The sequence below is a fragment of the Deltaproteobacteria bacterium genome (genome assembly GCA_030654105.1).
GTDB lineage: Bacteria > Desulfobacterota > SM23-61 > SM23-61 > SM23-61 > JAHJQK01.
In genome coordinates, this window is record JAURYC010000175.1 from 1 (window position 1) to 3,563 (window position 3,563).

Annotated in this window: 3 protein-coding genes; 2 read left to right on the forward strand and 1 reads right to left on the reverse strand. The window is 47.5% G+C overall.

Going from position 1 to position 3,563, the window contains the following annotated elements:
- Nucleotides 1-52 precede the first annotated feature (52 nt).
- Nucleotides 53-1,786 carry a carboxyl transferase domain-containing protein gene (locus tag Q7V48_07375; GenBank protein MDO9210553.1) on the reverse strand — a complete coding sequence of 578 codons (1,734 nt, stop codon included), beginning with the start codon at nt 1,784-1,786 and terminating at the stop codon, nt 53-55.
- Nucleotides 1,787-2,208: 422 nt separating this feature from the next.
- On the opposite strand from Q7V48_07375, the gene Q7V48_07380 reads away from it, so the two are divergent.
- The gene (locus Q7V48_07380; GenBank protein ID MDO9210554.1) at nt 2,209-2,565 is read left to right on the forward strand and encodes a cupin domain-containing protein; all 357 of its coding nucleotides are present in this window, start codon (nt 2,209-2,211) and stop codon (nt 2,563-2,565) included.
- A 110-nt stretch (nt 2,566-2,675) separates the two neighbouring features.
- Nucleotides 2,676-3,563: UbiD family decarboxylase (locus Q7V48_07385; GenBank protein ID MDO9210555.1), on the forward strand; the 888-nt coding region annotated here is incomplete at its 3' end.

A 3,563-nucleotide genomic window follows, 5' to 3' on the forward strand; every position in this document is an offset into this window, starting at 1 on the left:
GCTAATTTTAAGCTTTTCGTATAGATGGATCTGATGTTTTTCCCCTTTCTCCTTATCCCTTGATCAGTCTCGGGAGCATCATGTGGTTGTGGGGGCAGATCGATCTGGGGTTTTGATAAGCGGAGCCGGCAAAGGCTACCATATACTTCCGCATATCGGCAAAGGAGACGATTTCATCGACAAATCCTGTTTGGGCACAGTAAAGGGGCCGCGATTTATCATGATACTCCTGGGCCAGGATATTCATCTTTTCAATGGTGGGCTTTAAGGGGCGACCTGCGTCTTTTTCCTTAACCAATCTTCTGGCAAAAGAGGCCACCGCGGCTGTTTCCCCGTGCATTACATAAATTTCTGTCGTAGGGGTTCCTAAAGTAAAAATGTTATTATTATTCGCTTGGGGCCCGCCCATAATGTAATGAGCAGCGGCCGTTCCTTTTCTTAGAACCACGCACATCATCGGCATATTCGTCTGCTCGATGGAGTAAATCAAGGACTGCCCCAACCCCAGGAGCTCAGCTTTTTCGGCTATGTCTCCTACATCGATGCCGGATGTATCCTGAAACCAAATGATGGGCAGCCGGTCTCTGCCGCACTGCGTGACGAACTCATTCAACTTGATCAGCCCTTGCCGATAAAACTTTCCGCCGACGCCGGGGTAGGGAGCATATTCAGGGTATCCCTTGGGCAAGAATCCCTGCCGATTGCCAATAATCCCGACCGCAAAGCCATCAACTTTTGCCAGGCCGGTGTAGACCTCCGGGCCATAATCAGGTCGGAACTCCATGTGTTCACTGTTATCCGTCAGCCGGGCAAGAACCTCTTCAAAATTGTAAGCCAGCTTTTGATTGAAGGGAACCAGCCGGTCGATCTCTGCGGCTGAAAACTTAGGTTCTTTGGGCTCGGCCACCCTGAAAAACTTGGGATGATAGGCAGGGAGGTACTTCATGTATTCTTTCAGAGCATCCAAAACCCCTTCTTCCGTTTCAAAGACAGCCCGGAAGAAACCAGTGGAGTCGTAATGAATCTCCACCCGTCCAGGAGGAACGCTCTTAAACTTTCTTGTGGCGTCAATAATCATCTCGGCCCCTTCCTCGTCAAAAAACCCTTTGGGACTCATCCCGCTGACAATGCCGCCTCCCCCGACGGCGATATTGCAATTCTTATGGGCCAAAAGGATGGTGGGGCTGATCCCTTGGTATCCCCCCCCTGCCGGGTTGGTCCCATAAATTCCGGCAAGAACTGGAATCCCCAATTGCTCAAGTTCAGCATGCCGGAAGAAGGTGGTCCCGCTTCCCCTCCGGTTGGCGTATACCTTCTCCTGTTCGGGGAGCTTCACCCCACTGCAATTCACTAACCAAACCAGAGGTAGATAGAGGTTCTTGGCCATGTCGGTAACCCGCAAAATATTTTCTGCCTGACCGGCAATCCAGGCCCCCGCCATTACTTTATTGTCAAAACCGATGACCACTGCCCATTTTCCGCTGATCTTACCCAGTCCATCGACCACGCCAGTTGTCCCTGATTCCTCATCCATGGGGTCAAAGAGGGTGTGCAAGGGGCACCAGGTTCCCGGGTCCAACAAATATTCCAGCCTCTGGTAGACGGTCATTTCCCCCCTTTTATTAATTTCTTCTGTGGAAATTCCCGCCTTTTTCACTTTCTCCACAGCCTCAGTAATCTTTTTTTCAACCTCTCTGATCTGTTTGACACTTTCTTCTGTACTCTTAATTTGTTTTTCGGTTAAGGGTTTACCGAAATCAACCATTTTCTCAAAATATGCTTTCATCTATCGTTCCTCCTGCTTTCAAGATTTCATGTTTAAACCATATATAAAAATAAATATTTTAACAAGAAATTTTTCTCTATCTATCTCCAAAAGGGTTGACTTGATTTTTTATATCCAATATATAATACTTTGTATCAATTTAGCGTTTTGAAAAGAACCGCTAAATTTCATTGAAAAATGCAAATTGCCAATTGAAAAATGCAAATTTTTCTGAAAACCCTAAGCATTTTGAAATTTTCAATTTGATTATATAGAAAATTCCTTTTTGGACACGGATGTACACAGATTATCAGGATAAACTAAAAAAATAATTATCTGCGGTTATCTGCGTAAATCTGCGTCCTATTAAATTTACTTTTCCATTGGGCATTGAAGTTTAACCAAATTTTTCAAAGGGCTAAACTGTTACAAGGAGGCTTATGATGTTAAAGGAGCATCTGGAATTCTTTACCTTAGACCTTTCGTCCGGTTGGGAGATTCCCGCGGGTTATCCTCAAGGAATCGAGCAAAAAATTATCACGGGTTACCTGGATGAGAAAAAAAGGAAGGGATCTCGCACCCGCTTGCTTCGGTTTAAACCGGGGGCCTTTACAACTGAACCATTTGAACATGATTATTGGGAAGAAGTTTTTCAGGTCTCGGGAGATTTAACCGTTGGGGGAAAAACTTTTGGTCCTATGACTTATGCCTGCCGCCCCCCCCATGCTCCCCATGGACCCTTCAGCAGCAAAGGAGGCTGCTTGCTTCTGGAAATCCATTATTTCCATCCGGATAGCTGAGGGGCAGGAGTCTATGCCCTAAGATGGGGCAAAAAAAATTCAGGATATTTTTTAAATGAAGGGGGAAAAGCCTACTTGCTCTGAGTAGCTGATTAAAGGGAGAAGAAGAAATGGGGGAAGATTTCAGGGGTTTTTTGAAGGAAATGGAAGAGACCAAAGAAGGAGGGTTCATTCGCATAAACAAAGAAGTTGATACCCAGTACGAAGTTTCTGCCATTGTCACTAAACTGGAGCAGGCCCGGCAGGTTCCCCTCCTCTGGTTTGAAAAGGTGAGAGGCCACACCATGTCCGTCGTCGCCAACTGCTATGCCGATCGGGGTCGAGTGGCCAGGGCCCTTGGAGTTTCCAAACGTGAATTAAACCAAAGGGTCGCCCAGGCCTATCAATACCCCATCCCTCCGGTCGAAGTTTCCAGGGCTCCCGTACAAGAGGTCGTCATTCAGGACATGGAAGTTGACCTAAAAAAACTTCCAGCCATGATTTACCACAACACCGATGGGGGGCCTTACATTACAGCGGGAATTGTCTTGGCCAAAGATCCTGACACGGGAGATTGCAACCTCAGCTACAACCGCCTGATGGTCAAGGGGAAGAACCGCCTGGGAATCTTCATGACCGTGGGGAAACACCTCAATGCCATTTATTCCAAAATGGAGGAGCGGGAAAAGCCCCTGGAAGTTGCCGTATCCATCGGCAATCACCCGGCCTGGGCGATCGGCGCTTTGGCCATCGGGCCTTATCATGAAAACGAAATAGGGATTATCGGCGGTCTCAAGGGAAGCCCTCTGGAAATAGTCCGGTGTAAAACTGTGGACTTATTAGTTCCTGCCGGAGCTGAAATCATCCTCGAAGGTGAAATCGAACCCTATGTGCGAGAAGAAGAAGGGCCCTTCGGTGAGTTTACCGGCTATGCCATCCGTTCGGCCAAGAACCCGGTAATGCGGGTAAAGGCCATCACGCATCGCCATAACCCCATCTATCAGGATATTTGCGGCGGG

Excerpts from the sequence above, each read along its gene's own strand:
- Q7V48_07375 (MDO9210553.1), bottom strand. The coding sequence starts at position 1,786 with ATGAAAGCATATTTTGAGAAAATGGTTGATTTCGGTAAACCCTTAACC.
- Q7V48_07380 (MDO9210554.1), top strand. The coding sequence starts at position 2,209 with ATGTTAAAGGAGCATCTGGAATTCTTTACCTTAGACCTTTCGTCCGGT.